Source organism: Niveispirillum sp. SYP-B3756, assembly GCF_009495745.1.
GTDB lineage: Bacteria > Pseudomonadota > Alphaproteobacteria > Azospirillales > Azospirillaceae > Niveispirillum.
In genome coordinates, this window is the sequence record NZ_WIDQ01000005.1 from 42,219 (window position 1) to 67,486 (window position 25,268).

The following is a 25,268-nucleotide window of genomic DNA, read 5'->3' on the forward strand; positions in this document are numbered from 1 at the left end:
CGGTTGGGGCGTCACCCATGCCGGCCCGCAATTTCTTAAACCCACAAGGTCGGTCGCCCCACCGGCCCTGAATATCAAATGCTGCTCTTACATGGTCGGCAGCAGGTTGTGAACCACTTATGCCGGCACGGGTGATGCCACGCTGTCGGCCAGAACCTCCAGCGCTGCCGCCGTACCCGTCACGTCCCCTACCGGCACACGGATATAGGGCTGGCCTGGTTGCTGGCCTTCCCGGCAGATCAGGTCCACATCCGACTGGTCAGAGCCTATATAAAGCACCGCTTTGCCAGATGCGATGCAGCCATAGGTCTTGGACGGAATGACATAAGCCACGAATCCATCACGCAGGGTGATCAGATGCGCATCCGGCGTCACCAGCAATCGACCGAGATCGCCAAAGGGCACTGGTTTGCCCCGCGCCACCGGCAGCCCCTCTGCCCGCAGCCGTTCTTCCACCAGGGTGGCACCGACGCCGATGGCGTTCAGCCAGAGGCCAACCCGGCCGGAGCCCTGGCGATGGTGACGGATATAAGCATCCAGGAAAGTGTCGGTATCGTGCGCCACGCCCCAGTTACCGGAATAAAGCAGCACCACCTTGCCGGCCAGTTCAGGCGGCACGGGCAGCGGCTGTTCATCCCCGGTCAGTTCCACCGGTGGTGGATCGCGCTTCAGCACGATATTTTCCGCCGGGATGCCATAGGATCGCAGCAACCGCACCTGATCTTTGCCCGACGCTTCAAACCGCTGCACCCGGCGACGCAGCCAGATGGTCAGCTTCAGGAAGGCGTCCAGCGCCACCGATTTCGTGTCGCGCGAGGCAATCAGACATTCCGGGTGGAAATCGGCGATCCGGTAGATCAGCTGCTTGCGCAGGATCAGGTTCAGCGGCACCAGATAATGCAGCAGGAACGGCGGAGAACCCGTGAACAGGATCTGATCCGCCTGTCGCATCCAGCGCCAAGCCGCCTTGAGCAGGGCGGCATTGGTGCGTGCCGTCCAGAGCAGACGGCGCGGCAGGTTGGCCCGATCAATGGGCGGTGCGGACAGGCGTAGAATGCGCACCAGCCCCGGCCCCACCCTTTCTTCTTCCAGCCGCGTCTCACCAGAGGTCAGACCGACCAGCGTCACTTCGTACCCCTGGGCAGCCCGTTCACGGCAATGCATCACAGCATATTGGCCGACGGCGCCGAAATCGGGGGGCAGCCAGTCGCACAGGTAAACAAGACGGGTCATGGTCAATCTGCTTGGGGGAAGGAAAGGCGTGAAAGGGGCCATTGATCGGGGATCGACAGGGGGGCTGTCAATGTCGCAAGCGGCGAGGCAGCCACCCGCCCTATCGGTCCAACAGATCCTGTGCCAGTTGCTTCGCCCGATCCAGATCGGCCGCCATCACCACTGACCCGCGCCGGTGTCGGATGCCCAAACCATGCAATACGCCCATCGGCTGGCGCTGAACGCCGAAAAGGATGACGCTGGCACCACGCCGCGCCGCCCGTTGGATGGCGGTCTGGATGGCGTCGGCCCCGGTGGCATCCAGCAGGGGGACCGCCTCCATATCCAGGATCAGCACCTTGGGGGCCCCGCCGGTACGTTCCAGCACATCGGCCAGCTTGCGGGCTGCCCCAAAGAACATCGGCCCATCAATATGGTAAAGTACCGTGTGCGGTGGCAGACCGGCAGACGCCTCCGGTTGTTCATGTTCCCGCACGCTGACCGCTTCGGACATGCGGTGCATGAACAGCACGGCGGCGAACAGCACCCCCACCTCGATCGCCACCGTCAGGTCGATCATCACCGTCAGCACAAAGGTGGTCAGCAGGATCAACCGGTCGCCGATGGGGGCGACCTGCAACTGATGCACAAAGCGGCCGGCATCGCTCATGTTCCAGGCCACAACCACCAGAACGGACGCCAGCACCGCTAGCGGCACATAGGCGGCCAACCCGCTGAAGGCCAGCATGAACAGCAGCAGAAATGCTGCGTGCAACATGCCCGACACCGGGCTGCGGGCACCGGAGCGGATATTGGTGACGGTGCGGGCAATCGCCCCCGTTGCCGGCAACCCGCCAAACAGGGGCGAGACAATATTGGCCACACCCTGGGCCAGCAATTCCGCATTGGGGCGGTGCCGCCGCCCCGTCATGCCATCGGCCACCACGGCGGACAGCAGCGACTCGACCCCCGCCAGAAAGGCGATAGTCAGGGCACTGGGCAGCAGGATACGCAGCTTCTCCAGCGTGATCTCCGGCACGGCCGGCATCGGCAGATGGTCGGGAATGCCGCCGAAGCGAGAGCCGATGGTTTCCACCGGCAAACCCATCAGCGGTGCGGCGATGGCGGCCACAATCACCGCCACCAGAAAGGCCGGCATCTTGGGTGCCCAGCGCCGCATGACCAGGATCAGGGCCAGGCAGCCCAGCCCAAGAATGGCGGCCGGGCCGACCGTGCCGCGCGCTTCCCAGAAAGCTGGCCATTTCTCCAGGAACTCCGCCGGCACACTGGCCATGGAGAGGCCGAGCAGATCCTTGATCTGGCTGGTAAAAATGATCACCGCAATGCCAGCGGTAAACCCCGTCACCACCGGTTCGGGGATATATTTGATCCACTGGCCCATGCGGGTGACGGCCGCCGCCACCAGAATGATGCCAGCCATCAAAGTGGCAAGCAGCAGCCCGTCATAGCCGTGCCGGGCGATGACATCGAACACCACCACCACAAAGGCCCCGGTCGGCCCGCCAATCTGCACCCGGCTACCGCCGAGGGCAGAGATTAGGAACCCGGCCACCACCGCCGTCACCAGCCCCTTATCAGGCGTGGTGCCGGACGCAATGGCCAGCGCCATGGCCAGCGGCAAGGCAACGATGGCCACCGTCAGTCCCGCCACCGCGTCACTGCGCAAAGCGGCGAAACTGTATCCTTCTTGGAAACAAGTAATCAGCTTGGGCATAAGTTCCCGCCACAGGGCTGTGGCGGGGCGGGCGGGTGTGGGCGCAATGGCCATGGCTGGCGCCTTGATGTGACGGGCGGAGATGCCCCCTAGGGTCACCGCCCACCCACCCCGGCGTCAAGCGCCAGGGTGGATGCAAAGGGTACAGGGCAGATTAAACGAGGGGGAATGGCTTTTCCCCTTCCACCACAGGCTCATTCATCACCGGCCCCTGCCCCTTGGCCCAGGGGGCCACACGGAATCGGGCGGTGCGCTGGATCGGCGCTCCCTCCGCCCCGTAATCCTTCTTGGCCGGGGCCACCGTCACCAGTTCGGACACCACACCTTTTGCCGAAACGCGCAAAATCCCAAAGCCATTGCTGTCGGTATCGACATAGCGCAGGTGGGTGTTCTGCTTCGGATTGCGGGCGGCCAGGGCCGCCTTCAGGTCACCCGTCTGCGCCGCCGTCATCGCAGCACGGGTGCCATAACGCAGGGTAATATTCAGCGTCGGCAGAATGTCCCCCGGCTTGCCGAACCGCTCGCCCTCCAGGGCCACCAGCGGCCGCAACGGGCTGTCCTTCTTGGCCACACTGGCGAAGGAGCGGAAGACCGGGGTGCTGCTGATCCCGGTGACCGAGAATTCCACTGCCACCGGGCGTGGCGACGCCCCATCAAAATCATCATAGACCATGCCGGCAAAGCTCTGATGATGGTCGCCGGACAGGCTGATAATGTTCGTCACCCCCTGGTCGCGGAAAAAGCCCATCAGCTCCCGCCGTTCGGTCAGGAAGCCGTCCCAGGCATCGGCGGTCAGGATGAGAGGAGCCGCCTCCGGCTTGATCTGCTCCATATCGACGCGCATGGGCAGGAAAGGCACAGAGGTGGCCAGCAGCTTCCAGGTGGCGTCACTGCCCACCATGGTACGCTTCAGCCAATCCTTCTGGACGATCCCCAGCAGGGTGCCCGGCGGATGGTCCTTGCGCGGGTTGGGCACCTGCTTGTCGCCCAGCGGAATGGTGGCGGGCGGGTTGCCGCCATTGGCGGTACGCCCGGCATCCATCAGCGCCACCAGCGGCAAGGGCAGCATGTAGGTGGCCTGGCCGGTGATCGCCATGGCCAGTTCATCCGGCACGGCATGGTCGGCCCGATAGCTGCGGGTGTCGGTCAGCACCAGTTCCACATGCCGGCCGAACCGCAGCGAGCGGAAAATGGTCAGCGAGCCGATGGCCGCCAGATTATTGGGTTCCTGCAGCAGGTTCCCGTCATCCACCGGGGCATTGCGGGCATCGACATCGCTGACGCTGGCGGGCGTGAAATCCCTGGCGTGGCTTTCCACACCCGGCACGCCTTTGGTCCCGGTCAGCAGAGCCGGGACATATTCAAACCAGGCCTGATTGGCCGCCAGCTTGGCCGTGGGCAGCGACCGCCCCTCCGGCGTGAAGGTGACGATGGATTGCCAGTAATCATTGACGAATTCATGATCGTCCCAGATGGAGACGAAGGGGAAGCGGGCCCGCGCCTCCCGGTAATGCGGATCGGACAGATAGGCCTGATAAAGCTGGCGGTAATCGGCCAGCGTCAAGGCGTGGCGCGCCTTGCCCCATTTCGTCTCCCCACCGCCGGAGGGGAAATCCGGCAGGTCGCGCAGTTTGCCGGCATAGCCCACCGTCTCATAAATCTGGTCGCCCAAATGCAGGACGAAATCGATCTCCTCTCCCTTCTTGGCCGCCTTGTCGCGGTTGATCAGGGTGCGATAGGCGCCATAGAAGCCATCTTCGTAATTCTGGCAGGTGACATAGGCGAGCGTGACTGTACGGTCGGCATCGCGGGCCGGCGCCGTGCGGGTGCGGCCGGTCAGGTCGCCCATACTGCCATCGGCGGCGATGAAGCGGTAATGATAGGTCTGATCGGGCTTCAGCCCATCCACCAGCACGCGCACCGTATGGTCATGCGCGCTGCCGGCCGTGAGTTTGCGCTCCACCACCAGCTTCTTGAAGTCCGGCTTTTCCGCCATCTGCAGGGTCAGGTCGACATTGTCCGGGGTGGCGCCGTCCAGCGCCACCACACGGGTCCATAGCATCACCGCGTCCGGCTGCGGGTCGGCCGACGCCAAGCCTTGGGGAAAGTGAAAGCGCCCCTGCCCTGCCGCCGCCGGCCGCACCAGCGGCGTCAGGCCGCTGGCAGCGGTGACCGACAGGATGGCCCCGCTGGCCAGCAGCGTTTGCAGCAGCGACCGCCGGTCCAGTCCGGGCTTGCTGTTCTGATACGACATGGTTTTTCCCTTTCGCGTCAGAACTTGACGGCGACTTCAACGCCATAGAAACGCGGCGTGCCGGCGATGAAGGTGGGCACACCGAAGGCACCGCCGGTATTGCCGGCATCAATCAGATATTCCCGGTTGAACAGGTTCTGCACCGAGGCGGTGACCGTCCAGCGCCCATCATCAGACCGGAAACCGGTACGCAGATTGGCGGTGCCATAAGCACCCTGGCTGATCGCCGGCAGGTTGGTTTCTTCAAAATAGACCCGCGACTTCCAGGAGAAGGTCGGGGTCACGAACAGCTCAACCCCGCTGTCACCCAGCGGACGGACATATTGGGCACCAAGGGAGACGCTTTGTTCCGGGGTCAGGCGGAAGGTGTTGCCGGCCAGCACCTGCCGGTTGCCCCTGGAGTCGGTGTCATCAAACTCGGCATGGATATAGCCGTAATTGGCGAAGACCGACAGCGCCTCTGTGGCTTGGGCCGTGATGCTGCCCTCAAACCCGTAGGCCGTGGCCGTACCGCTGTCCACCGTCACCGCGATGGGGGAATTGTCCGGCCGGGAAGAGGTCTGGAAATTGCTGTAATCATAGTAATAACCCGCCCCTTCCAACTGCAGCCGGTTATCCAGCAGGCTGGTCTTGGCACCGGCCTCATAGCTCCAGACGATTTCGTTCTTCAGCGTGTTGGACAGGGTGGCATTGACCTGCACCACCGCCGGACGGCGGCCCCGCGACACGCTGGCATAGATCAGGCTGTCGGTTGTCGGCTTGTAGCTGGCGACGAAGCGACCAACCACACTGTCGAAATCCTTCTCCTGTTCCTTGCGGGGCACATTGGGGAACAGGCTGCCGATCAGGCTGACCGGGCGATCCACCCATTGTTCGAAAGCCGATTCCTGCTTTTCATGCGTGAAACGCACGCCGGCCGTCAGGGAGAATTCCGGGGTCAGCGCATAGGTGCCGTCGGCAAAGGCCTCATAGGCGCTGTTGGTGCCATAATTGCTGAACAGCGCCTCGCCATAGGTGCGCAGCGGCAGGCCGTTGGGCAGCGCCGTCGGGCCGGGATTGACGGCTCCGTTGGGAAGAATCGCCTGACCATAGAACGGGTTCAGGGCCGGTACCGCCAGCAGGGCCAGCGAGCGTTCATTGGTGCGCAGCGGCACGCGCTGATAGCCCTTTTCATGGAAATAATTGGCCCCGACAAAACCCTGGAACCGGTCGCCATCGTCGTAGTTCAGGCGGAATTCCTGGCTCCACTGCTCACTATGGGTGACTTCGGCAAATTCCAGCATATAGGCCTGGGTACCATCGGCATCGAATTCCTCATTCGTATCGAATTTACGGAACCCGGAGATGGAGGTCAGGTGGACACTGTCGGACAGCCGGTATTCCGCCGTGACATTGGCGTTGAACAGCTCCCGATCCACCCCCAACTCGTCCCCGCGATTAAGCTGGGCGGCGGTGAAGGGGCTGGTATCGCCACCCGCCGGGGCGAAGCGGCGATTCTTGAAGGAGGTGCCGGTATAATCATCCTTCTGATAGTTCAGGATACCGGTGATCTTGAAATCGTCCGACGCTTCCACCAGCACCGACCCGCGCACCGCTTCCACGCCAACCCCGTTCAGGGCTTCCTTGGCACCGGGCACCAGATTATCGATATAGCCGTCGCGCTGGCGGCTGATGCCAGCCAGCCGGACGGCCACCCTGTCCGACACCGGGGCGTTGACCGTAGCCTCATAGGTCTGCTGGCGGTAATTGCCAAGGGCGATGCGGCCGGTCACTTCCATCTTGTCCAGCTGCGGCTTGTTGGAAATGACATGGACGGCGCCGATCTGCGCACCACGGCCGAACAGGGTGCCCTGCGGCCCCTTCAGCACTTCCACCCGTTCGATATCGAACAGTTCCACCACGGCACCGCGGGCGCGGCTGGCCGGCACGCCGTCCACAAAGACGGAAACGCGGGCTTCCTGCTGGGAAGAACCATTGTCGGAGGTGATGCCGCGAATGACATAGCCGGGATTGTTCGGGCTTTGCAGCTGGATCTGCAGCCCGGGTACGAAATCGGACAGATCGTCCAGTTCCGTCAGGCCCAGCTCCTCCAGCTTCTTGCCGCTATAGGCGGTCAGGGAGATCGGCACATCCTGGGCGCTCTGGCTGCGCTTCTGCGCCGTCACGATGATCTCTTCCAGAACAAGGGTCTCTGCCTGCGCCGGTATGGCGCTCAGAATCGCCAGGGCGCAGCCGCCCAGCAGGATCGGGCGCAAGCAGATATTCGACATTTCTATTCCCTTCCGATGATCGTGGCCGGTGTTGATGACGGGGGTCGGCCGATCACGCGCAGAATAGGGAAGGCTGTTACAGCTTCATGAAGGGGTCATTAAACTATTGTTTGAAACATGTTTTTCTTTACCATTCAGTCTCTTGGGACACATCTATCAGGCCAATAGGGGACAACTGCCGGCCCAGTGCCGACCATGCGACGCGACATCCCCATTGTGTGGCCCGGCCAGCACGCGGTAATTCCAGAAGCCAATCCTGTATCCGCCCGGTCCCAAAGGTCTCACCCGCCCATGCAACCGCACACGCCCACGCGTCTGGCCGATCTGCACCCATCGCTGGGGGCCAGCCTGTCCGGCACCAATCTGGAACGGGCGGGCGATCATAATCAGCGTGTCACCTTGCAGGCGATCCGGGTCAGCGGGCCGATCACCCGCAGCGATCTGGCCGATATAACCGGCCTGACAGCACCCGCCATCGCCAACATCACCAAGCGGCTGTTGAATGAAGGGTTGATCATGGAGGCTGGCCGCCTGCTGGGGCAGCGCGGCCAGCCGGCCATGAAGCTGACCATCAATCCGGATGGCTGTTTTTCCATCGGGCTGAATATCGACCGCGACCATATCACCCTGGTGGTGCTGGACCTGCTGGGACAGGTGCGGGCGCGGGCAACGCTGGAGGCGGAATTTGCTTTGCCCGATGCGGTGATTGCCTTCTTTGACGCGCAAATCCCGCGCCTGCTGGAAACCGGTGGCGTTCATCCAGACCGGTTGATCGGGATCGGCATCGCCCGGCCCGACGATCTGGGCCGGGTGCATCTGCCGCACCAGCCGGCTGCCTATGCCGGGTGGGAGGAGGTGGACCTGCCCGCCCTGCTGGGGCAACGCTTGCGCCTGCCCACCTTTGTCGAAAATGACGCCGCCGCCGCCGCCCTGGGGGAACTGGCCTTTGGCCACGGGCTGCATCATCCCAGCTTCGTCTATATCCTGTTCAGCCGGGGGCTGGGTGGTGGGCTGGTGATCGACGGCCATTATTATCGTGGCGCCAATGGGCGCAGTGGGGAGATCGGCTTTCTGCCCATCCACTCCCCCCACAGCACGGCCCGTGCGCTGCAGGATGCCGTCTCGCTGTCCGCCCTGTTCGAATTTCTGGAAGTGCGGGGCCACCCGCTGGACCGGCCGGACCAGCTGGCGACCCTGCCCGCATCCGGGCAAGCGGCGGTGGCGGATTGGCTGGAGATGGCGGCGGAATTGCTGGTGGAGCCGTTGCTTTCCATCAGTTGCCTGATGAATCCGGAGGCGGTGTTCATTGGTGGCCGGCTGCCGGTCGATCTGGTGGATGGGCTGGTGGCGGCCGTCAACCGGCGCACAGCCGATTATGGGGACCGCGTCCCCGCCATCGCCCCCCTGCGCCGCGCCGCCATGGCCGCCGATGCGCCGGCGGTGGGGGCGGCCATCCTGCCCTTCAACGACCGGCTGCTGCCGTCGCGCAGCGTGCTGATGAAAACAGCGTGAAGGCGCGTCTGATTTATTATTTCAATTTGCTTATTTTAAAAGAGCAGATAAATTGCCCCGTGAACGCCCCGGCCCCGTCAGGAAGGCCAAACCAGGGGCGAATGCAAGATGCCAGAGGAAGCCCATGTCCAGCGAGATTCTCCTGCCTTAGTATGGCTATGGCTGGCCGCCCCTGGCGTGGCGGCATCGCGGGCCATACCCGCACCTGAACCAAATAATTCCTTATGTCAAAGGGCCGCCGCGACCTGCGCTGTCGGCCGGAGCATTGCCAGATGATCAGAATTGGGGTCGATTTCGGCGGTACCAAGATCGAAGCCGCCGCCCTGGACCAGGATGGCCGTTTCCTGTCCCGCGTGCGTCAACCCAATCCGGGTGATTATGACACCGCCATTCGGGTTGTCTGTGACCTGATCCAGCGGGCCGAGCAGGAAGCCGGTGCCAAGGGCACTGTGGGCGTTGGCGTCCCCGGCTCCATCTCCCCGCGCACCGGGCTGATGCGCAACGCCAATTCCGTCTATCTGAATGGCCGCACCTTCCGGGAGGATCTGGCGACCGCCCTGGGCCGGGACGTGCATATGGCCAATGACGCCAATTGCCTGGCCCTGTCGGAAGCCGTTGATGGGGCGGCGGCTGGGGCGCGGGTGGCCTTTGCCATCATCATCGGCACCGGTTGCGGTGGCGGGCTGGTGGTGGATGGCCAGTTGGTGGAAGGGGCCAACGGCATTGGCGGCGAATGGGGCCATATCCCCCTGCCCTCCCCGCAAGGGGCGGAGCTGCCGGGCACCGAATGCTGGTGCGGCCAGCGCAACTGCCTGGAAACCTGGGTCTCCGGCACCGGCCTGCGCCGCGATTTTGAGCGGGTGAGCGGCCGGTCCATGAATGGCGAAGGCATCATCCATGCCGCCCGCCGGGGCGATGCCGATGCCGTGGGCGCCATGGATCGCTATATCGACCGGCTGGGCCGGGCGATGGCGCTGATCGTCAATATCCTGGACCCCGATGTGTTCGTGCTGGGCGGTGGCCTGTCCAATGTCACGGAACTTTATGAGCGGCTGCCGGCCGCCATGCGACCGCATGTCTTCTCCGACGGATGGGAAGCGAAGATCGCGCCTGCCCGCTGGGGCGACAGTTCGGGCGTGCGCGGTGCCGCCCGTCTGTGGCATTCCTGATCCAATCCATCAGCCAGGGCCTTGACGCCAATGACCAAATCCTCCCTCACCGCTGCCGCCACGCAGCGCGACCGCCTGAAGAACTGGCTGCTGGGCCAAGCCTTCCCCCTCTGGTGGCAGCAGGGCTACGACCATGCGCGCGGCGGTTTCCATGAAAAGCTGGACCAGCAGGGCCAGCCGGTGGAGGCCAACCGCCGCGCCCGTGTCCAGGCTCGCCAGGTCTATTCCTATGCCGCAGCCGGCCGCCTGGGCTGGGACGGCCCGGCGCAGACGGCGGTGAAGGAAGGGTTGCGGCTGTTCCTGGAACGGTTCCAGCGGCCGGACGGGCTGGTGCGCGGCGTGGTCTCCCCCGAAGGGGTGCCAGTGGATGACAGCGTGGCGCTTTATGATCAGGCCTTCGCCCTGTTCAGCATGGCCCAGGCCGCACAGGCGCTGAATGATGCCGCTGGTTACGAGGCGCAGGCACTGGTCGTGCTGGCCGCCATGCGCGATCTGCTGCCCCACCCAGTGGCGGGTTTCGTGGAACCGGCCGGCAAGCATCGCCAGCAATCCAACCCGCATATGCACCTGTTCGAGGCCTGTCTGGCCTGGGAGGAACTGACCGGCAACAAGGTCTGGACCGATCTGGCCGACAGCATCGCCCATATGGCGCTGACCTATTTCATCGATGCCAAGATCGGGGGGCTGCGGGAATTCTTCGCCGCCGACTGGTCACCGGCCGAGGGGGTGGATGGGCGCATCGTCGAGCCCGGCCACCAGTTCGAATGGGCCTGGCTGCTGCTGCGCTGGGGCACGTTGCGCAGCCGGCAGGATGCGGTGGAAGCCGGCCTGCGCCTGATCACCATTGGGGAGGGCCACGGCGTGGATAAGGCGCGCAATGTCGCCTTCAACAGCCTGCTGGATGATTTCTCCCCCCATGATGCCGCCGCGCGTCTGTGGCCGCAGACGGAACGCATCAAGGCCGGCTGTCTGGCCGGCTTGCTGATCGGACGCGCGGATTACTGGCAGATCGCCGCCGATGGGGCCGAGGGGCTGTGGACCTATCTGCAGACGGCCGTTCCCGGCCTCTGGTATGACCGGATGCAGGCCGATGGCAGCCTGATTGACGAGGCGGCACCGGCCAGCAGCTTCTATCACATCATCTGCGCCATCGTAGAACTGGATCAGGCTTTGGCAAAGGCCGGGGCCTGATCAAAGCGACGCATGTCGGGGGATCAACCCGTGATCACCCGACATGCCGGCCGGCAAGATTCTCTTTCCAGTCCCTCCCACGGCAGCTTTCGCTGATCCGCCCCCCATCATTCCGCATATCCAACCTGCGGTGCTGTCATACGCTATCCCGCTGATGGTAAGGACCGGCCGAATGGTCGGCAATGGAACGGGGATTGGCAGAGATGACAAGCCTGACAGGCAACGGGATTTATGCGCCCGCGCAGACGGCACCGACGGCCACGGCGCGCACGCGGCTGGTGGCCATTGATGCGCTGCGCGGGTTGGTGATGCTGTTCATGCTGGTGGATCATGTGCGGGAGACGTGGTTCCTGCATATGCAAGTCAGCGACCCGGTGGATGTCACCCAGGTGAGCCCGGCGCTGTTTTTCACCCGGCTGCTCTCCACCTTCTGCGCCCCCACCTTCGTGGCACTGACCGGCCTGTCGGCCTGGCTTTACGGCCAGTCGCACAGCAAGCAGGAAACCTCCCTGTTCCTGCTGAAGCGCGGCCTGTTCCTGATCTTCCTGGAAGTCACCTTTGTCGGGTTCGCCTGGTCAGCACAGTTCCCGCCGCAGGGTTTCTGGCTGCAGGTGATCTGGGCCATCGGCATCAGCATGGTGGTGCTGGCGGGACTGCTGCATCTGCCCCGCCCCTGGCAGTTCGCGCTCGGTCTGCTGATCGTCTGCGGGCATAATCTGCTGGATGGTATCCGTCTGGCACCGGGCGATGCCTGGTATGTGCCCTGGGCCATTCTGCACCAGCGCAGTGCCATCGATCTGGGCGGTGGCATGTTCGCCAAGACGACATATCCGATCCTGCCCTGGATCGGGGTGATTCTGCTGGGCTATGCCGCCGGCCCCTGGTTCGCCAGGAATGCCGATGCTGGCCAGCGTCAGCGCCGCCTGCTGATGGTGGGCCTCTCCATGCTGGTCGGCTTCGTCGTGCTCCGCTACACCAACCTCTATGGCGACAAGCCCTGGTTCACCGGCGACGATGGGCTGGTGACGGTGATGAGCTTCCTGGCACTGACCAAATATCCCCCTTCCCTGCTGTTCCTGTTGCCCACAGTGGGTACCGGCGTGCTGCTGCTGGTGTTGTTCGAGAAAGCTCAGGATAGCCGGCTGATGCCCTGGCTGGCCCTGTTCGGTGGCGCACCGATGTTCTTCTATCTGCTGCATCTTTATGTGCTGAAGGCGCTTTATCTGGGGGCCGTGGCACTTTATGGGTTGAACAAGGGCAGCGTCTTCGGGGTGGATAATGTCTCCACCGTCTGGCTCTGGTCGCTGGGGCTGGTGCTGCCACTCTATTATCCCACCCGCTGGTTCGCCCAGTTGAAGCAGCGTCGCAAGGATATCTGGTGGCTGAAATATCTCTGACCGGCATTTCCTGCTGATCCGCCGCCCCCAAAGCCCCGCCATACTCATGATGGCGGGGCTTTTTGCCGCAGACGCAGCAGAAGCCCCCAGCATTTTCCACGCAATTTGACCCGCCAACGATATAACACACTGTCGCTCTATGGCAGTTTGACGAAACAATTTTGTCGTCAATGCGCAAATCTGGATAACAGGAAAAAGCAAAACGCAGGGCAAAAACGCCTCGCAATTATGCCGACCATTGTGTTGGCATGACGGGATGAATAAAAAAACGGACGTTACATAGTAACAGTCCGTACCAGGTTGGATGGCGGAGCTTCACAAAAGGGGAACAAAGATGAAAACTAATCCCGGATTCCGGCTCGCTTTGGTGGCGGGGGTTGCTTGCGTCGCGCTGACCGGCACCGCAACTGCGGAAATGGCAGCTGGTGAGGAACTGGCAGAGATCATCGTTGTCGGCCAGCGGCAGGCCTATCGTGGCGACATCGCCATCAAGGACACGCCGCAATCAATCCAGGTGCTGGATGGGGAACTGCTGCAAACAATCGGCGCCACCGGCCTGGAAGATGCGCTGGAGATGGCCAGCGGCATTGCCAAGCAGAATAATTTCGGTGGTCTGTGGGATGCCTTCGCCGTGCGCGGCTTCTCCGGTGATGAAAATTTCCCCTCGGGTTATCTGGTCAATGGTTTCAATGGCGGCCGTGGCTATGGCGGCCCGCGCGATGCCTCCAACATTGAAAAGATTGAGGTGCTGAAAGGCCCCAACTCCGCCTTGTTCGGCCGTGGCGAACCAGGCGGTACGGTGAATATCATCACCAAGAAGCCGAAATTCGACACAGAGGGCAGCTTCAGCGTCTCCGCCGGCAGCTATGATAATTACCGGGTCGAAGGCGATGTCACCGGCGCGGTGGCCGACAAGGTGGCCGTGCGCCTGAATGGCGCGGCAGAAGATGCCGGCAGCTTCCGCAAAACCATCAAGACCAAGAAATACACCTTCAGCCCCTCCATCCTGGTGGAACTGAGCGAGGACACCTCGCTGTCCTATGAAATGGAATATGTGAACCAGAAGGTGCCGTTTGACCGTGGCATCGTCGCCATCAATGGCGTGCTGGGTCCGGTCGCCAATTCCACCTTCCTGGGCGAACCGGATGACGGCCCAATCAAGGTGCGTGTGCTGGGCCATCAGGCGCAGCTGCAGCATAATTTCAGCGATAACTGGAGCCTGCTGGTCGGTGCCGGCTACCGCGAAACCTCTTTCAAGGGTTTCTCCACCGAGGCGGAGCTGGCGGGTGGCCGCCAGACGCTGGACAAGACCAACGGTACCTTCCTGTCGCGGCAGCGCCGTTATCGTGACTTCCAGACCGAACATTCGGTGTTGCGGGCGGAAACCAGCGGCACTTTTGATACCGGCGATTTTACCCATCACGTGATCATCGGTACCGACTGGGACAAGTTTGACGTTGATCACCTGCAACTGCGTTATCGGCCAGGTGCCTACACAGCAGGCCGCCCGATCACGGCCGCCAACAACGCCATCAATGTCTATAACCCCGTCTATGGCAATCTTCAGGTGCCGGGCGCCTTCCGCAGTGAATTGGAAACCCAAGAGGCCTGGGGCGCCTATCTGCAAGATCAGATCGATGTCACGGAGAAGCTGAAAATCCGCTTTGGCGGCCGTTACGACAATTTCGACCATAATGTCGATTTCCGCCGTACCAACACAAACGCGGCAAAGACCTATAAGAAGTTCAGCCCGCAGGCAGGTATCGCCTACGAATTCACCAAGGAAGTGTCGGTTTACGGCTCCTATGGCCAGGGTTTCCGCCCCAATTCCGGTGCTGACGCCAGCAACAAGCTGTTCCGCCCAGAAGAAACCAAAAGCTACGAAGTGGGGGCCAAATACACCACGCCGGATGGCAAGATCACCAGCACCGTCGCCCTGTTCAGCATGAAGAAGAACAATGTGCTGACGGCCGATCCAGTAAATTCCGGCTTCTCCCTGGCCATCGGCAAGGCGCGCAGCAAGGGGATTGAGTTTGATCTGAATGCCAAGCTGCCGGAAGATATCCAGGTCTATCTGACCTATTCCTACACCGACGCCGAGGTGGCGGAGGATATGCTGGACCCCAATTTTGCCCAGCCGATCCTCGAAGGCTCCGCCCTGCTGAACGTGCCGAAGAACAGCGCCAACCTGCTGGTCACCAAGGAATTCACGTTCGGTTTGGATGATGTTGTCACCATCGGCGGCGGGGTGAATTATGTCGACAAGCGCCTGGGTGAAACGGCGACGGAATTCTATCTGCCCAGCTACACGCTGGTGAAGCTGCTGGCCTCCTGGCAGCCGACCGAACAGTTGAAGCTGTCGGTGGATGTGAACAACCTGTTTGACAAGCGCTATTACGCCAGCTCCTACGCCCGGCTCTGGGTTGCCCCCGGCACCCCGCGCACCTTCACGGCCAAGGTCAGCTACACGTTCTGATCTGGCAATTCTTTCGATACGGCATGAACCTCACTGTCACGCCGCTGATACCCTCCGGTGTCAGCGGCGTTTTTTCTGGGAGAATGGAGATGGCCCTTCTCTACAAGGCGGACCCGGTGCGCGGTGCGACGTGGCAAAAGCTTTTCGGTGCCGAGGCGCCGGAGATCGATTTCCGCCACTGGCCCGATACCGGCAACCTTGCCGATATCCGCTATCTGGCCGCCTGGACGGTGACGCCCGACCTGCTGGCCAGCCTGCCCAATCTGGAAGTGTTGTTCTCTACCGGGGCCGGGGTGGACCAGTTGGATCTGACCCAGGTGCCAGACCATATCCAGGTGGTCCGGATGGTGGAACCGGGCATCACCGAAGGCATGGTGGAATATGCCAGTTTCGCCACCCTGGCCCTGCACCGCCATATGCTGCATTATCGCAAAGCTCAGGCGGAGGCGCGATGGGCGCCGATCAAACTGGTGCCGGCTAAAGATCGGCGCATCGGTGTGATGGGGCTGGGCAATCTGGGTCGGGCGGTGCTAACCCGGCTAGGCAGCTACGGCTTTGCGCTGTCGGGCTGGTCGCGTTCACCCCAGCAGGTGGATGGTGTCACCTGCCATGCCGGGGCGGAGGCGATGCCGGCCTTTCTGGCGGGCTGCGATATCCTGATCTGTCTGCTGCCGCTGACAGCGGAGACACACGGCATTTTGTGCCGCAAAACCTTCGATCTGCTGCCCGATGGTGCCGCGCTGGTGAATGTTGGCCGGGGTGGTCATCTGGTGGAATCCGACCTGCTGGCAGCCTTGGATGCCGGAAAACTCTCCGGTGCGGTGCTGGATGTGACGGAACCGGAGCCGCTGCCAAACGATCATCCCTTCTGGCGGCACCCCGCTATCCTGTTGACACCGCATGTCGCCAGCATGACCCAGCCGGAAAGTGCGGCTCGTGTCCTGATGGGCAATATAAGGCAGCATCGCCAGGGTCTGGCGATGCTGGGAACTGTGACGCGCGGGCGCGGATATTAAGGAAAAGGTGATGCGGCAGACTGTGCCGCAGACCCTGCTGAAAAGGCGGATAAATACCCATCCGCCCTCCCCAATCGGGGGGAAGTTCCGCCCCTCCCATGCGCTAATTGCCTTGTCGCGGACGCCGTTTCAACGAGTGATCCGCCGGACCGATCCAAACCGCGAGCGGCCCTGAACCCGGCCATTCGCCCGATGTGAAGGACAGACAGCCATGGCCCCCTTCCGGCCCAAATTCATTACCTTTGACTGCTACGGCACGCTGACCCGCTTTCGCATGTCCGAGATGGCGCGGGAGATCTTCCCCGATCGTATCAAGCCAGAGGATATGGACCGGTTCTGCAAGGATTTCACAGCCTATCGGCTGGATGAGGTGTTGGGCGCCTGGAAGCCCTACCGCGACGTGCTTCACAATGCCGTGGAGCGTACCTGCAAGCGCTGGAAGATCGAATTCCGTCCAGAAGAAGCGGCGCGCTTTTACGAGGCGGTGCCGACCTGGGGGCCACATGCCGACGTGCCGGCCGGTCTGGCCAAGGTGGCCAAGGAAATCCCGCTGGTGATCCTGTCCAATGCCGCCAATGAGCAGATCCACCAGAACGTCGCCATGCTGGGCGCGCCGTTCCACGCCGTCTATACGGCCGAACAGGCACAAGCCTACAAGCCGCGCCTGCAAGCGTTTGAATATATGCTGGATCAGCTGGGGGCCGACCCGAAGGACATCATGCATGTCTCTTCCAGCTTCCGCTATGACCAGAACTCCGCCACCGATCTGGGCTTCGGTGCCCGCGTCTTCGTGGCACGCGGGCATGAGCCGACCAACCCGAATTATCGGGATTTCGAAATCCCGCATATCGGCATCCTGCCGGCTCTGGTGGGGTTGTAACCCATCATGGCGGACCGGAAGACCCTCTCCTATTGGCTGGATACGGCACCCGGCTTCACCGGCGGGGCAACCGGTCCGGTGGAAGGCCGGGTGGAAGTCGCCGTCATCGGCGGCGGCTTCACCGGCCTGTCCGCCGCCCTGGCCCTGCGCAAACGCGGGGCCAGCGTGGCGGTGCTGGAAGCCGGCCGTATCGCGGGGGAGGCTTCCGGCCGCAATGGCGGCCAGTGCAACGCCGGCACGGCGCATGACTTTGCCGGTCTAGTCGCCCGTTTCGGGCGGGAGACGGCAGCGCTTTATTACAATGCCCATGTGCAGGCCGTCAGCGATGTGGAACAACTGGCCAGGGAAGAAGGCATCGATTGTGCTTTCCGCCGGGTCGGACGGCTGAAGCTGGCGGCCAAGCCGGAACATTATACCAAGCTGAAAAAGGCTTATGAAAGCCTGGCCACCATCGACCCGCAGGTAACCCTGGTGCCGCGGGCAGCCCTGGCGGCAGAGATCGCTGGCGACACCTTCCATGGCGGCCTGCTGCAAAGCACCAGTGCGCAGCTGCATGTCGGCAAATTTGGCGTCGGGCTGGCAGAGGCGGCCAGCCGCCGGGGGGCGTTGATATATGAACAGGCCGCCGTCACCGGCCTGTCACCCCAGGGCAAGGGCTGGCTGGTCACCACCCCGCGCGGCACGCTGACGGCCGGGCAGGTGCTGGTGGCCACCGGCGGCGCCAGCCCGCAGGGGCCGTTCGGCTGGTTCCGCCGCCGCATCATCTCCGTCGGCAGTTTCGTCATCGCCACCGAACCGCTGCCGCCGCAACTGGTGGACACGCTGTTCCCCGGCCGACGCAATTATGTGACCAGCAAAAATATCGGCAATTACTTCCGTCTGGCCCCGGATAACCGGCTGATCTTTGGCGGGCGGGCGCGCTTTGCCATCTCTGATCCTTTGTCGGACCAGAAAAGCGGCCGCATCCTGGAAGCCACCATGCGCCAGTTGTTCCCCGACTTGCGCGATACACGCGTGGATTATTGCTGGGGCGGCATGGTGGATTTGACAGCCGACCGGTTGCCACGCGCGGGGGAACAGGACGGGCTGTTCTACGCCATGGGCTATAGCGGTCATGGCGTACAGATGTCCGTCCATATGGGCGAACGCATGGCCCGCGTAATGGCGGGGGAGCGCGCCGCCAACCCCTGGGCGGGGCTGGATTGGCCGGCAGTACCGGGCCATCTGGGCAAACCCTGGTTCCTGCCGCTGGTCGGTCTTTACTACCGTATTCAGGACATCCTGCATTGAGGGGTTCCATGGGCCTTTCGCGGCGAACGCTGCTGACAGCCGGCATGGCAGCCAGTGCCCTGCCCCTGCTGCCAGCCTGGTCACAAGCAGCAGCGGCCCCCCGCACTGGCGGCCGCATCCGGGTGGCTGGCATGTCCAGTTCCACCGCCGACACGACGGACCCGGCCAAGGGGGCCCTATCCACCGATTATATCCGCCATCACATGCTCTATTCCGGGCTGACGGAATATGGCGCCGACCTGCGGCCCCGGCTGGCCCTGGCCGAGGCAATGGAAAGCAGCGACCAGATCAGCTGGCGGGTAAAGCTGCGCGACGGCGTGCGCTTTCATGATGGCAAACGGCTGAATGCCGAGGATGTGGTGTTCAGCCTGACCCGCCATCTGGACCCGGCCGGTGGCTCCAAGGTGCGGCCGATCGCCAGCCAGTTCGCCGAGATAAGGGCCACCGGCCCGCTGGACCTGACCATCACCCTGACCGGCCCCAATGTCGATCTGCCCGCCATGCTGGCGCAGTCACATTTCCTGATCATCGCCGCCGGGGCGAAGGATTTCAGCCGCCCCAACGGGACCGGCCCCTATCGGATCAAAAGCTTCGTGCCGGGTGTCAGCACCATCGTCACCCGCAATGAGGATTTCTGGAAGCCCGGCAAACCCTATCTGGACGAGATCGAGCTGATCGGCATCCCGGATGAAGTATCGCGCGTCAACGCGCTGCTGTCCGGCGATGTGCAGATGGTCATCGCGGTCAATCCCCGCTCCATCCACCGCATCCGGGAGAGCGGTGCGCATGAGATGCTGGAGACACCCAGCGGGCTCTATACCAACCTGATCATGCGGGTTGATGGCGGCATTACCGGCAACCCTGATTTCATGCTGGGCATGAAATATCTGTTCGACCGGGAACTGGTGAAGCGCGCCCTGTTCCGTGGCTCCGCCATTATCGCCAATGACCACCCGATCCCGCCCTTCCACCCGTTCTTCCGGGCCGACCTGCCGCAGCGGAGCTTTGACCTGGACCGGGCCAGATATCATTTTGCCAAGGCCGGTCTGGGCCCGGCACGCCTGCCCGTCTATGCTTCCACGGCGGCGGAAGGCTCAGTCGATATGGGCTCAGCTCTGCAGGAATATGGGGCCAGGGCCGGGCTGAACCTGGCCATCAACCGGATGCCGGCGGATGGTTACTGGTCCACCCACTGGATGAAACATCCGCTGAGCTTCGGCAACACCAACCCGCGTGCCACGGCCGATCTGGTGTTCAGCCAGTTTTACAAATCCACCGCCGCCTGGAACGAGACGGGCTGGAAGAATGAGCGGTTCGACCGGCTGCTGCTGGAAGCCCGCGCCACGGCAAACGAACCGCTGCGCGCCCAGATTTACGGGGAGATGCAGGAGATTGTCAGCAATCACTGCGGCACTGCCATCCCCGTCTTCATCAATCTGTCGGATGGCTATGACAAGCGGCTGAAGGGGCTCTACCCCGTGCCGGTCGGCGGCTTCATGGGCTATGCCTTTGCTGAACATGTCTGGTGGGAGGGTTGAACCGATGGCTGCATCCCCGACATCCTCTGAAAGCGGTAACGCCTTCCTGTTGCTCCTGCTGGCCAAGCGGGTGGCATCCGGCCTGTTGACCCTGTTCCTGGTGTCCCTGGTGGTGTTCATCATCAGCGGGCTGTTGCCCGGCGATGCGGCGCAGGAAATGCTGGGGCAGAGTGCGACACCCGAAGCGGTGGCAGCGCTCCGCCAGCAGATGGGGCTGGACCAGCCGGCCGCGCTCCGGTTCCTGCGCTGGCTGGCCGGGCTGCTGGGGGGTGACCCCGGCTTCTCCATGGTTGCCAACATGCCGGTGGCGGACATCATCGCCAGCCGCCTGCCCAATTCCTTGATCCTGGCCGCCCTGTCCACCCTGGTGGCCGTGCCGCTGGCCCTGACCATCGGCATCACCTCGGCCATGCGCCAGGGCGGGCGGCTGGACCGGGCATTGAACACGACCACGCTTGCCATGGTGGCGCTGCCGGAATTCCTGATCGCCACCATTGCGGTGCTGTTCTTCGCGGTGGAACTGCGCTGGCTGCCCTCCATCGCGCTGGTGCCGGCCCAGGGCAGTTTCCTGGACCTGCTGCGGGCATTGGCCATGCCCATCCTGTCGCTGTCCATCATCGTGGTGGCACAGATGGCGCGAATGACGCGGGCCGCCATCATCGCCCAGTTGGGCCTGCCCTATGTGGAGATGGCGCGGCTGAAAGGCGTATCACCAGCGCGGCTGGTGCTGGTGCATGTGCTGCCCAATGCCATTGCCCCCATCGTCAATGCCATGGCGCTTTCGCTCTCCTACCTGCTGGGCGGGGCGGTGATTGTGGAGACGATCTTCAATTATCCAGGCCTGGCCAGCCTGATGGTCAATGCCGTCACCAGCCGCGACATGCCGCTGTTGCAGGCCTGCGCCATGATCTTCTGCTGTGCCTATCTGTCACTGGTTCTGATTGCCGATACCGTCGCCATTCTGGCCAACCCGAGGCTGCGCAACCGATGAGCGTCACCGTGGATGAGATAAAGGCCGGGAAGGCCGTATCCCCCGGATGGGTGGCACAATTGCCGCTGTCCGGCAAGCTGGGGCTGGGGCTGGTGATCTTCTGGATCGCCACCGCCATTGCCGGCCCCTGGCTGGCCCCCTATGATCCCGGTGCCTTCACGCATCAGGATGTCTTTGCCAGCTTTGGTGCCGCGCATTGGCTGGGCAGTGATTATCTGGGCCGCGATGTGCTGAGCCGTGTGCTCTCCGGTGCGCGCTATTCCGTGGGGCTGGCCGCCGCCGCCGCCATCGCCGCCAGTTGCACCGGCACCGGGCTGGCCCTGATCGCGGCCCTGGCGCCGCGCTGGCTGGATGAGCTGTTGAGCCGGTTCATCGATACGCTGATTTCCATCCCATCCAAGATTTTTGCCCTGGTGCTGGTGGCAGCGGTCGGGTCTTCGCTGCTGCTGCTGTTCCTGATTGCCGCCTTTATCTATATCCCCGGTGCCTACCGTATCGCCCGGTCCCAGGCCGTCAATCTGGCGCAGATGGATTATGTGCAGGTGGCCCGCACGCGCGGCGAAAAGGCGGCCTATATCGCCATCCGGGAAATATTGCCCAACATGCTGCACCCGATGCTGGCGGATTTCGGCCTGCGCTTTGTCTTCATCGTGCTGATGCTGTCCGGCCTGTCCTTCCTGGGGCTGGGGGTGCAGCCGCCCGATGCCGATCTGGGATCGCTGGTGCGGGAAAATATCTCCGGCCTGGGTGAGGCAGCCCCCGCCATCCTGGTGCCGGCGCTGGCCATCGCCACCCTGACCGTCGGTGTCAATCTGCTGATCGACGCGCTGCCCCGGCGGCACGGATCGAAGGAGGGTTAGCGCCATGGAACCGCATGTGGAGGTCAAGGGTCTGCGCGTCACCGCCGGGGGCAAGGATGACAGCGCCATCACCATTGTGGAGGGGGTGGATTTCACCATCCCGCGTGGCGGCGTGCTGGCCCTGATCGGGGAAAGCGGATCGGGCAAGACCACCATCGCCCTGACCCTGATGGGCTATGCCCGCAGCGGCTGCCGCATTGCTGGCGGCCGCATAAGGCTGGGCGAGACCGACATCATGGCTTTGGATGAAGAGGGCCTGACCACGCTGCGCGGTGATCGGGTGGCCTATATCGCGCAAAGTGCCGCCGCCTCCTTCAACCCCTCCAAGCGCATCATGGATCAGGTGGTGGAACCAGCCCTGATCCACGGGCGGATGGACCGCAAGAGCGCGGAAGCCAAGGCCGTTTCCCTGTTCAGGGCGCTGGCCCTGCCCCAGCCGGACAGCATCGGCAGCCGCTATCCGCACCAGCTTTCCGGCGGGCAGTTGCAACGGCTGATGGCGGCCATGGCGCTGATCACCGGGCCGGAACTGGTGATCCTGGATGAACCGACGACCGCCCTGGACGTGACCACGCAGATTGAGGTGCTGCGCGCCTTCAAGCACGCCGTGGCCAGCCAGGGGGCCACCGCCATCTATGTGTCGCATGATCTGGCCGTGGTGGCGCAGATGGCCGACCATATCCTGGTGTTAAACAAGGGAAGGGTGCGCGAAGCTGGCGCCGCCACCCAGATACTGCAAAGCCCGGCGGATGAGTATACCCGCACCCTGATGGCAGCCGCCCGCCCTGCCCCCAAGCCGGCCCCGGTAGCCGCCCCGACCAAGGCGCCCTTGCTGGAAATCAAGGGCCTGTTCGCCGGCTATGGCAAGGTGGATAGTGGGGGCCGGCCGGAAATCCCCGTGCTGCGCGATATCAGCTTGTCCATCGCCAAGGGTGCCACCCTGGGGGTGATCGGCGAAAGCGGGTCCGGCAAATCCACCCTGGCCCGCGCGGTCGCGGGCCTGATCCGGCCTGCCAGCGGGGCGGTGAATTTCGATGGGCAACGCCTGCCCGGCGGGTTGGAACAGCGCAGCCGCGACCAGTTCCGCCGCATCCAGCTTGTGTTCCAGAATGCTGACACAGCCCTGAACCCCGCCCATAGCGTGGCCGACATCCTGGGCCGGCCCCTGCGCTTCTATCACGGGCTGAAAGGTGCGGCGCAGCGCCAGCGCGTGGCCGAACTGCTGGATTTGATCCGCCTGCCCGCCAGCTTGGCCGACCGCGCCTGCAGCGGCCTGTCCGGCGGGCAGAAACAGCGCATCAACCTGGCCCGCGCGCTTGCCGCCAAACCCGACCTGATCCTGTGTGATGAGGTGACATCGGCCCTGGATACGGTGGTGGGGGCGGCCATCCTGGATTTGCTGGCCGAGCTGCGCCGGGAGCTGGGTTTGGCCTATATGTTCATCAGCCATGATATCGGCACGGTGCGCGCCATCTGTGATGACATCATGGTGCTGTATGGCGGCACGGCGGTGGAGATGGGGCCGCGTTCCGCCTATCAGGCCCCGCCCTTCCATCCCTATACCGATCTGCTGGTGGGCTCCGTGCCGGAATTGCGGGCGGGATGGCTGGAGGAACAGGCGGCAAGGCCCGCCCCGCCCGCCATCGGGCCGGCGCTGGAAGGGGCCGATCTCTGCCGGTTCCTGCCGCGTTGCACGGTGCGTATTGACGGGCTATGCACCCATTTCACCCCGCCGCGCCAGCACTTGGCCGGCGGCAGCGACATTCTGTGCCATCACCCGGAGGCGGTGAATTGACCCAAGGACGTTTCGTGCGGCTGGCCGAACAGGGCCGCGCGCCGCTGACCCTTTATGTGGACGGCCAGCCCGTCACGGCGATGGAGGGCGACACGCTGATGGTAGCCATGCTGGCCACCGGTCGGGTGCTGCGCACATCGGAATTTGGCGATGGCAAACGCGCCGGTTTCTGCCTGATGGCTGCCTGTCAGGATTGCTGGGTCTGGACGGAGGATGGCGGCCGCCTGCGAGCCTGCTCCACCCCGGCCAGCGCCGGTTTGCGTATCTCCACCAACCAGCCGGGGGCATCATGGCCGACCGCGAAATAAACCCCCGCGTTGTGGTGGTGGGAGCCGGCCCTGCCGGCGTGCGCGCCGCCCAAACCCTGCTGGCAGCAGGCATCCGCCCGGTGGTGATTGACGAGGCCGCCCGCGCCGGCGGCCAGATTTATCGCCGCCAGCCGGCCAATTTCCGCCGCAACCATCAGGCGCTTTATGGCACGGAGGCGGCGCGCGCCCAAGCGGTGCATGATGGTTTCGATGCCATCGCATCGGCGGTGGATTATCGGCCCGACACGCTGGTCTGGAACATTGCCGATGGGCAGGTCTGGACCGCCTCGGAAAAGGGCTATGCCACCGTGGCCTATGACGCGCTGATCCTGTGTACCGGGGCCACCGATCGGCTGATGCCGGTCAACGGCTGGCATTATGCTGGTACCTATAGCCTGGGCGCGGCACAGGTGGCGCTGAAGGCGCAAGCCTGCGCCATTGGGGCCAATGTACTGTTCATGGGCAGTGGGCCGCTGCTTTACCTGGTGGCCAGCCAATATGTGAAGGCGGGCGCCAAGGTTGCCGCCGTGCTGGACACCTCCCCCTTCAGCAATCGGTTACGCGCGGCGGTGGATTTGATCGCCCAGCCCGCCATCCTGGCCGATGGCGTGGCACTGACCCGTGCCCTGGCCAAGGCCGGCGTGCCGGTGCTGACCGGGGTGACGCCGCTGGAAATTACTGGCGATACCGATGGTGGCGTCAATGGTGCGCGCGTGCGGCTGGCCGATGGCACAGAACGGCATTTCGCCGCCGACGCCGTAGCCCTGGGCTATCACCTGCGCCCGGAGACCCAGTTGGCCGATCTGGCCCGCTGCGACTTCGCCTTTGATGCCAAGACACGCCAATGGCTGCCCAGACGCGACCCGGATGGGCGGGCCAGCGTGGCCGGGGTCTATCTGGCCGGCGATGGTGCCCGCATCCTGGGCGCACGCTCAGCCGAGGTCAGCGGCAGGCTGGCTGCCTTGGCGGCCCTGGCCGATCTGGGCCGCCCGGTGGACCCGCTGACACTGACCCATCTGCGCCGTCAGGTAGCGTCTTACGCCCGCTTCGCCCGTGGCCTTGCCACCGCCTTCCCCTGGCCGCACGAACAGGCGGCCAACCTGCCGGACGAGGCCATTGTATGCCGTTGCGAGGCCGTAACGGCGGGCGATCTGCGCCGGGTGGTGAATGAAACCGGGGCGAAAGAGGCCAACCGAGCTAAGGCCTTCAGCCGGGTCGGCATGGGCCGCTGCCAGGGCCGCTATTGCGGCCATGCCGGGGCGGAGGTGATTGCCGCCTGCGCCAATATCCCGGTGGAACAGGTGGGCCGCCTGCGCGGGCAGGCCCCGGTAAAGCCGTTGCCGGTCGCCATCGCACCGGAAGGGGAGGAGTGAT

Annotated in this window: 18 protein-coding genes; 14 read left to right on the forward strand and 4 right to left on the reverse strand. The window is 63.7% G+C overall.

Translation table 11 applies throughout. The features are described from left to right. Window positions 1–117: 117 nt before the first annotated feature. From GE253_RS12550 to GE253_RS12565, 4 genes are all read right to left on the reverse strand, one after another. Window positions 118–1,233 carry a hypothetical protein gene (locus GE253_RS12550; RefSeq protein ID WP_153204475.1) on the reverse strand — a complete coding sequence of 372 codons (1,116 nt, stop codon included), beginning with the start codon at window positions 1,231–1,233 and terminating at the stop codon, window positions 118–120. Between the two features lie 100 nt (window positions 1,234–1,333). Beyond that, on the reverse strand, window positions 1,334–3,001 hold the full coding sequence (locus tag GE253_RS12555; protein WP_211101435.1) for a SulP family inorganic anion transporter: 1,668 nt from the start codon (window positions 2,999–3,001) through the stop codon (window positions 1,334–1,336). Between the two features lie 100 nt (window positions 3,002–3,101). Then, window positions 3,102–5,201: an alkaline phosphatase D family protein gene (locus GE253_RS12560; protein WP_153204476.1), complete on the reverse strand. Its 2,100-nt coding sequence runs from the start codon at window positions 5,199–5,201 to the stop codon at window positions 3,102–3,104. A gap of 17 nt (window positions 5,202–5,218) precedes the next feature. Beyond that, window positions 5,219–7,471 (reverse strand): TonB-dependent receptor, encoded by a 2,253-nt coding sequence (locus tag GE253_RS12565; RefSeq protein ID WP_153204477.1) that lies wholly within the window; start codon window positions 7,469–7,471, stop codon window positions 5,219–5,221. A 291-nt stretch (window positions 7,472–7,762) separates the two neighbouring features. Between GE253_RS12565 and GE253_RS12570 the strand changes: the two genes are divergently transcribed. The 14 genes from GE253_RS12570 to GE253_RS12635 all read left to right on the forward strand — a co-directional run bounded on the left by GE253_RS12570 (window position 7,763) and on the right by GE253_RS12635 (window position 25,267). Then, entirely contained in the window at window positions 7,763–8,983 is a 1,221-nt protein-coding gene (locus tag GE253_RS12570) for an ROK family transcriptional regulator (RefSeq protein WP_153204478.1), read from the forward strand. A 272-nt stretch (window positions 8,984–9,255) separates the two neighbouring features. Next, the gene (locus GE253_RS12575) at window positions 9,256–10,152 is read left to right on the forward strand and encodes an ROK family protein (protein WP_153204479.1); all 897 of its coding nucleotides are present in this window, start codon (window positions 9,256–9,258) and stop codon (window positions 10,150–10,152) included. Window positions 10,153–10,182: 30 nt separating this feature from the next. Then, on the forward strand, window positions 10,183–11,343 hold the full coding sequence (locus GE253_RS12580; RefSeq protein ID WP_153204480.1) for an AGE family epimerase/isomerase: 1,161 nt from the start codon (window positions 10,183–10,185) through the stop codon (window positions 11,341–11,343). A 203-nt stretch (window positions 11,344–11,546) separates the two neighbouring features. Further along, the gene (locus tag GE253_RS12585) at window positions 11,547–12,740 is read left to right on the forward strand and encodes a heparan-alpha-glucosaminide N-acetyltransferase domain-containing protein (RefSeq protein WP_153204481.1); all 1,194 of its coding nucleotides are present in this window, start codon (window positions 11,547–11,549) and stop codon (window positions 12,738–12,740) included. Between the two features lie 334 nt (window positions 12,741–13,074). Then, window positions 13,075–15,216 carry a TonB-dependent receptor gene (locus GE253_RS12590; protein WP_153204482.1) on the forward strand — a complete coding sequence of 714 codons (2,142 nt, stop codon included), beginning with the start codon at window positions 13,075–13,077 and terminating at the stop codon, window positions 15,214–15,216. Window positions 15,217–15,305: 89 nt separating this feature from the next. Continuing rightward, on the forward strand, window positions 15,306–16,232 hold the full coding sequence (locus tag GE253_RS12595; protein ID WP_153204483.1) for a glyoxylate/hydroxypyruvate reductase A: 927 nt from the start codon (window positions 15,306–15,308) through the stop codon (window positions 16,230–16,232). A gap of 211 nt (window positions 16,233–16,443) precedes the next feature. After that, a complete protein-coding gene (locus tag GE253_RS12600; protein WP_153204484.1) occupies window positions 16,444–17,112 on the forward strand; it encodes a haloacid dehalogenase type II in 669 nt (222 codons plus the stop codon). Window positions 17,113–17,118: 6 nt separating this feature from the next. Further along, on the forward strand, window positions 17,119–18,402 hold the full coding sequence (locus tag GE253_RS12605; protein WP_153204485.1) for an FAD-binding oxidoreductase: 1,284 nt from the start codon (window positions 17,119–17,121) through the stop codon (window positions 18,400–18,402). A gap of 8 nt (window positions 18,403–18,410) precedes the next feature. Next, entirely contained in the window at window positions 18,411–19,940 is a 1,530-nt protein-coding gene (locus GE253_RS12610) for an ABC transporter substrate-binding protein (RefSeq protein ID WP_153204486.1), read from the forward strand. A 4-nt stretch (window positions 19,941–19,944) separates the two neighbouring features. Then, the gene (locus GE253_RS12615) at window positions 19,945–20,931 is read left to right on the forward strand and encodes an ABC transporter permease (protein WP_153204487.1); all 987 of its coding nucleotides are present in this window, start codon (window positions 19,945–19,947) and stop codon (window positions 20,929–20,931) included. Next, window positions 20,928–21,791: an ABC transporter permease gene (locus tag GE253_RS12620; RefSeq protein WP_153204488.1), complete on the forward strand. Its 864-nt coding sequence runs from the start codon at window positions 20,928–20,930 to the stop codon at window positions 21,789–21,791. Before GE253_RS12615 ends, GE253_RS12620 begins: the two co-directional genes overlap by 4 nt. 4 nt (window positions 21,792–21,795) lie before the next feature. Next, window positions 21,796–23,586 carry an ABC transporter ATP-binding protein gene (locus tag GE253_RS12625; RefSeq protein ID WP_153204489.1) on the forward strand — a complete coding sequence of 597 codons (1,791 nt, stop codon included), beginning with the start codon at window positions 21,796–21,798 and terminating at the stop codon, window positions 23,584–23,586. Continuing rightward, entirely contained in the window at window positions 23,583–23,894 is a 312-nt protein-coding gene (locus GE253_RS12630; RefSeq protein ID WP_247878632.1) for a (2Fe-2S)-binding protein, read from the forward strand. The genes GE253_RS12625 and GE253_RS12630 overlap by 4 nt, the downstream gene beginning before the upstream one ends. Next, the gene (locus GE253_RS12635; RefSeq protein ID WP_153204491.1) at window positions 23,876–25,267 is read left to right on the forward strand and encodes an NAD(P)/FAD-dependent oxidoreductase; all 1,392 of its coding nucleotides are present in this window, start codon (window positions 23,876–23,878) and stop codon (window positions 25,265–25,267) included. Before GE253_RS12630 ends, GE253_RS12635 begins: the two co-directional genes overlap by 19 nt. Window position 25,268: the final 1 nt, after the last annotated feature.

Excerpts from the sequence above, each read along its gene's own strand:
- GE253_RS12550 (WP_153204475.1), bottom strand. The coding sequence starts at position 1,233 with ATGACCCGTCTTGTTTACCTGTGCGACTGGCTGCCCCCCGATTTCGGC.
- GE253_RS12555 (WP_211101435.1), bottom strand. The coding sequence starts at position 3,001 with ATGGCCATTGCGCCCACACCCGCCCGCCCCGCCACAGCCCTGTGGCGG.
- GE253_RS12560 (WP_153204476.1), bottom strand. The coding sequence starts at position 5,201 with ATGTCGTATCAGAACAGCAAGCCCGGACTGGACCGGCGGTCGCTGCTG.
- GE253_RS12565 (WP_153204477.1), bottom strand. The coding sequence starts at position 7,471 with ATGTCGAATATCTGCTTGCGCCCGATCCTGCTGGGCGGCTGCGCCCTG.
- GE253_RS12570 (WP_153204478.1), top strand. The coding sequence starts at position 7,763 with ATGCAACCGCACACGCCCACGCGTCTGGCCGATCTGCACCCATCGCTG.
- GE253_RS12575 (WP_153204479.1), top strand. The coding sequence starts at position 9,256 with ATGATCAGAATTGGGGTCGATTTCGGCGGTACCAAGATCGAAGCCGCC.
- GE253_RS12580 (WP_153204480.1), top strand. The coding sequence starts at position 10,183 with ATGACCAAATCCTCCCTCACCGCTGCCGCCACGCAGCGCGACCGCCTG.
- GE253_RS12585 (WP_153204481.1), top strand. The coding sequence starts at position 11,547 with ATGACAAGCCTGACAGGCAACGGGATTTATGCGCCCGCGCAGACGGCA.
- GE253_RS12590 (WP_153204482.1), top strand. The coding sequence starts at position 13,075 with ATGAAAACTAATCCCGGATTCCGGCTCGCTTTGGTGGCGGGGGTTGCT.
- GE253_RS12595 (WP_153204483.1), top strand. The coding sequence starts at position 15,306 with ATGGCCCTTCTCTACAAGGCGGACCCGGTGCGCGGTGCGACGTGGCAA.
- GE253_RS12600 (WP_153204484.1), top strand. The coding sequence starts at position 16,444 with ATGGCCCCCTTCCGGCCCAAATTCATTACCTTTGACTGCTACGGCACG.
- GE253_RS12605 (WP_153204485.1), top strand. The coding sequence starts at position 17,119 with ATGGCGGACCGGAAGACCCTCTCCTATTGGCTGGATACGGCACCCGGC.
- GE253_RS12610 (WP_153204486.1), top strand. The coding sequence starts at position 18,411 with ATGGGCCTTTCGCGGCGAACGCTGCTGACAGCCGGCATGGCAGCCAGT.
- GE253_RS12615 (WP_153204487.1), top strand. The coding sequence starts at position 19,945 with ATGGCTGCATCCCCGACATCCTCTGAAAGCGGTAACGCCTTCCTGTTG.
- GE253_RS12620 (WP_153204488.1), top strand. The coding sequence starts at position 20,928 with ATGAGCGTCACCGTGGATGAGATAAAGGCCGGGAAGGCCGTATCCCCC.
- GE253_RS12625 (WP_153204489.1), top strand. The coding sequence starts at position 21,796 with ATGGAACCGCATGTGGAGGTCAAGGGTCTGCGCGTCACCGCCGGGGGC.
- GE253_RS12635 (WP_153204491.1), top strand. The coding sequence starts at position 23,876 with ATGGCCGACCGCGAAATAAACCCCCGCGTTGTGGTGGTGGGAGCCGGC.